A 4,744-nucleotide genomic window follows, 5' to 3' on the forward strand; every position below is an offset into this window, starting at 1 on the left:
ACATCTGAATCCGGGTATGACAAAAATTGTAGTAGCTAAGTTCAAATGTCCGCTTCTGGCCAAGTTCAGATGTCCGCTTTTCGACCCATCGTAAGCTGATCGGCTGCTGGGAATCCAGCGCCGGAGGCTGCGATGGCTGCAACGGAACGGATCACCATGACGATGTGCGAGCTGGACAGGTTTAAGGTCATCCAGGACGTCGCGGACGGCAAACTTCAGCCGTGGCGCGCGGCCGAGCGACTCGAGCTGACGACGCGGCAGATCCGGCGACTGGTCGCCCGATTGCGTGATCACGGGCCGCAAGGTCTCGTGTCGCAACGGCGCGCGAAGCCCAGCAACAACCGATTGGATCGCGTGACGGGTGATCGGGCGCTGTCGATCATCCGGGAACGCTACGCGGACTTCGGGCCGACGCTGGCCTGCGAGAAGCTGTACGAATGCCACGACATTCGGCTGGCCAAGGAAACGGTCCGCAAGCTGATGACAGACGCTGGCCTATGGGTGCCGCGCCGGCAACGCCCGCCCAAGGTCTACCAGCCGCGAGCGCGCCGGGCATGCCTGGGTGAACTGATCCAGATCGACGGCAGCGATCATCGGTGGTTCGAGGAACGGGCGCCGGCCTGCACGCTGCTGGTGTACGTCGACGACGCGACGAGCCGGCTGATGATGCTGCACTTCACGCAGACCGAATCGACGTTCAGCTACTTCGAGGCGACGCGAGTGTATATCGAGTGCCACGGCAAGCCGGGGGCGTTCTATAGCGACAAGTACAGCGTGTTCCGCAACGTAACGCCAGGCAAGACTGGTAATCGGGTGACACACTTCGGCCGCGCGATGTACGAGCTGAACATCGACACGTTTTGCGCAAACAGCAGTCCGGCCAAGGGGCGAGTCGAGCGAGCACATCTGACGTTGCAGGATCGCTTGGTCAAGGAGATGCGATTGCGCGGGATCAACACGGTGGCCGACGCCAACGCTTACGCGCCCTCCTTCATGGCCGCTTACAACGCACGTTTTGCGAAGCCGCCGAAGAGCGACTTCAATGCGCACCGACCGTTGCGCGCCGATGAGAATCTTGACTTGGTGCTGACGTGGCGTGAGCCGCGGAAAGTGACGAAGTCGCTCACTGTGCAGTACGACCGAGTGATGTATTTGCTGGACGATACGCCGGAGAATCGGCAGCTGATTGATCGAACGATCGAGGTTTGGGAGTACCCGGATGGGCGCATCGAACTCCGAACAGAGGGTCGCGCGTTGCCCTTCAGGCAGTACGACCGACTGGCCGAAATCGATCAAGGTGCCATCGTCGAACACAAGCGTCTGAGTCACGTGCTGCAGATCGCGCAAGCGCTTCAGGCGCAACGCGATAACAGCCGAATCGGTAAGGCACCGTCTCGAACGCATCGAGGCGACTCGACCAAGACGAATCGCAACACCACTCAGCCGAACAAAAAGAAGCAGCGTGAGTTCACGCAGACCGATGTCGAGAAAGTGATCGTGGATCTCGCCGAACGCAGACAGGTCCAACAACCCGCGCGCAAACCTGGCCGTCGGTCTGCAAGGGGCAGTGGCACAAGCGTAAGCACCCTGCCCGCTCAGGATCAGCTCTTCGACACTGCGTGATCTGTAACCCAAGAGAAACACGCCTCAAGCCCGTAAACCCGGACATTTCAACTTAGTCGAGACGCGGACATCTGAATCCGGGTATGACAAAAAGGGGGCGGAGGCAATATCTGTCATTGAGCTCTGTGGCCGGATCTGTGGTGCAACGATTGTGTAGGGTTGTCCGAGCGCGTAGCGAATTTGCTTTTGCATCGTTGATACGTATCAACGTAAGCGCGAAATCTGGCGCATCTAGATTTGATAGCTCGGCGAGCCGAGGATTGTGCCCACGATAATTTTTGTGGGCACGATTCATGGGTAATAGTGGCGATTGTGAGTTTTTCCCGCTGCGGGTGACCAAAGTGGGCGTCAACGGGAAGCGCAGCTACGACAGGGAAGGCAAGCGAATGCTGATTGAGGCTTGCCTTGAGCCCGGGGTTTCGGTTGCCAGCATGGCGATCCGAGCGCAGGTCAACACGAATCAGTTGTGGCGCTGGATCAAGGCGTACAAGGCGGAGCAACAAGGTGATGGGGTTCCGGGAGGCGAGTTGACGGCCTTCGCGCCGGTTGTAGAGATTCGTGAGCCACACGCTCAGGCTCAGCCGCCACAGTCGACGCTGCCGACGTTGCCCGCTGTGGATGTCCCCCAACCGGCGTGTCTGTCGGCACGACTGCCCAACGGCGTAATGCTTGAATTGCAATGCACCAGCAACGATGCCTCGTTGTTGGCGGCGTTGGTCAAAGCCTTGGGGGGACGGTGAATGTTCCGGTTCGACACCGACCTGCGGGTCTACCTGCACCGTGAGCCGATCGACTTCCGCGACGGGCTGAACACGCTGGTGACGATGGTCGAGCAGTCGATGCAGCTCGACCCGCTCGCGCGAGCCGTCTTCGCGTTCCATAACCGCAAACGCGATCGCGTGAAATTGCTGCTCTACGACAGGGCCGGCTTCTGGCTGATGATGAAGCGGCTCGAGGCGGATCGTTTCGTTTGGCCGCGTCGTGAGCAGGAGGTGGTCGAACTGACGACGGGGCAATTGCACCTGTTGCTCGACGGCATCGACATCGACGCCATGCGTCGTCATCCTACGCGCAGGTACCGGCACGCGTCTTAGCTGTATTAGCCGGGACTCGATCTGACAGGTAGTCGGACCGACAAAGAATGAGTCATCAATGGGGGATGAGCTTCTCCTTTGCGAGTTCGATCGAATCGAGGAAAGTACGCATCGGCGTCTTGCCATAGCACCAGCGCCCCTGATGCTCTCGTTCATTGTTGTACTGGTCGAGCCACGCATCAAGGTCTGTCTGCAAGGTGGCGATCGAGTCGTAGATCTTCTTGCGAAAGACGATGCGATAGAACTCGTTGAGCATAGTCTTGTGCAGCCGTTCGACGATCCCGTTGGTTTGCGGCGACTTGGCCTTTGTGCGAGTATGGTCGATGTCCCCCAAGGCCAGATACAGCTCGTATTCATGATGCTCGGGGTTGCCGCAGTATTCGGTGCCGCGGTCTGTCAGCACGCGCAGCAGTGGAATTCCGAAGCCGTCGAAGAATGGGACAACGCGATCGTTGAGTAGGTCAGCCGCCGGCAAGGGCGTCTTGCGATCGTAGAGCTTGGCGAATGCGACCTTCGAGTAGGTATCGACGAAAGTTTGCTGGTAGACACGGCCGACGCCCTTGAGGCTGCCGACATAGAACGTATCCTGCGCGCCGCAGTAGCCCGGACATTCCGACTCGAATTCACCGTGCACTTCCTTCTCGTTCTTGGCGCGTTCGAGCGCGACGAGCTGCGCCTCGGTCAGCACCAACCCCTCCTGGGCGGATTTGGCCTCCAAGGCCTTCAGGCGCTTCGGCATGGTCTCCAGATCGTGGCGCAACCAGATGCTACGAACGCCTTGGGGCGAGACGGACAGGGCATGCCGTTTGAGGACTTCGTTGGCGATACGTACCTGACCGTAGGCTGGCAATTCGAGGGCCAGTTCGACAACGGCGGCCTCGACCTGCGGGTCCACGCGGTTCTTGAGCAGCGGTCGGTGGTGGGAAATCTCCTGCAGCGCAGCTTCGCCGCCTCGATCGTACAGTTCCTTAAATCGGTAGAAGCTGTCGCGCGAGTAACCCATTACGCGACAGGCCTGGCTGACGTTGCCGAGCTGCCGGGCTAACTCGAGTATGCCGACCTTGGCACGAATTACCTTCTGCTCCTGAGTCATGGCGGACTCCTTGCTGTTCGCGGCGCGCATTGCCGCTACGGGCTACGCCCTTCGCGCCAATGCGCACCAGCATGAAAAACCAACCACTGTCAGATTTAGTCTAGTCCACCGCATCTTAGCTGACAGTCGTTAACACTCGGCCGTAAACCTATTTGAGCGGCCGAATCGCTATCGTGGGCGACATGAACGCACACGAACCCTCCCAGTTCCCGCCGGCCGCTCAGGCCTACATCGACGCGCTCGAAGCGCGGGTAGCCGATGACGCGCAGCGCCTTGCCGAGCGCGATGCCAGGATCGACGAACTGCTCAAGCGCCTCGATACGCTCGAAGAGCAGTATCGCCTCGCGCTGGCTCAGCGCTTTGCGCCGAAAAGCGAGAAGCGCAGTGATCGCCTGTTCAACGAGGCCGAGCAGATCGCCGAAACCGACCCGGCCGAAGAGGATGACGACCTGCCTGCGCTGCCCGATATGGGACTGCCGGACGCCACCTCCGTGCCTGGCAAACGCGGTCGCAAGCCACTGCCAGCGCATCTGCCACGCAAGCGTGTGGAATACGATCTGCCCGAGGATCAGAAGACCTGCACGTGTTGTGGTAGCGCACTGCACCACACCGGCGAAGACGTCAGCGAGCAGTTGCACTACGAAGTCAAGGTCACGGTTCTCCAGAACGCCCGCTTCAAATACGCGTGCCGGCATTGCGAGACCCACGCCGAACGCACGCCGATCGTGCTTGCGCCCATGCCAGTACAGCCACTGCCGGGGAGCCACGCAAGCGCGTCGATGATCGCCACCGTCACGACCGGGAAGTACGTCGACGGCACGCCGCTGTATCGGATGGCGGATGTGCTGGCACGCTCGAACGTCCCGGTCAGTCGCGGCACGCTGGCAAACTGGATCATCCGGCCCAGCGAACTGCACTACAGCCGGCTGTACGA

Annotated in this window: 5 protein-coding genes; 4 read left to right on the top strand and 1 reads right to left on the bottom strand. The window is 60.2% G+C overall.

The window, feature by feature from the left end; all coding sequences use genetic code 11:
• Positions 1 to 132: 132 nt before the first annotated feature.
• The 3 genes from VL15_RS38920 to tnpB all read left to right on the top strand — a co-directional run bounded on the left by VL15_RS38920 (position 133) and on the right by tnpB (position 2,717).
• Positions 133 to 1,623: an ISNCY family transposase gene (locus tag VL15_RS38920; protein ID WP_048252202.1), complete on the top strand. Its 1,491-nt coding sequence runs from the start codon at positions 133 to 135 to the stop codon at positions 1,621 to 1,623.
• A gap of 278 nt (positions 1,624 to 1,901) precedes the next feature.
• Positions 1,902 to 2,363 (top strand): IS66-like element accessory protein TnpA, encoded by a 462-nt coding sequence (tnpA, locus tag VL15_RS38925; RefSeq protein WP_230684638.1) that lies wholly within the window; start codon positions 1,902 to 1,904, stop codon positions 2,361 to 2,363.
• On the top strand, positions 2,364 to 2,717 hold the full coding sequence (gene tnpB / locus VL15_RS38930) for an IS66 family insertion sequence element accessory protein TnpB (RefSeq protein WP_048252204.1): 354 nt from the start codon (positions 2,364 to 2,366) through the stop codon (positions 2,715 to 2,717). It begins immediately after the preceding gene.
• Positions 2,718 to 2,772: 55 nt separating this feature from the next.
• Here tnpB and VL15_RS38935 read toward each other — a convergent pair whose 3' ends face one another.
• Positions 2,773 to 3,810, bottom strand: a complete 1,038-nt coding sequence (locus VL15_RS38935; RefSeq protein ID WP_048252205.1) for an IS481 family transposase — start codon at positions 3,808 to 3,810, stop codon at positions 2,773 to 2,775.
• Between the two features lie 182 nt (positions 3,811 to 3,992).
• Between VL15_RS38935 and VL15_RS38940 the strand changes: the two genes are divergently transcribed.
• Positions 3,993 to 4,744, top strand: a 752-nt coding sequence (locus tag VL15_RS38940; protein WP_048252206.1) for an IS66 family transposase zinc-finger binding domain-containing protein, incomplete at its 3' end; no start/stop codon positions are given.

The organism is Burkholderia cepacia (genome assembly GCF_001039005.1).
Lineage (GTDB): Bacteria > Pseudomonadota > Gammaproteobacteria > Burkholderiales > Burkholderiaceae > Burkholderia > Burkholderia theae.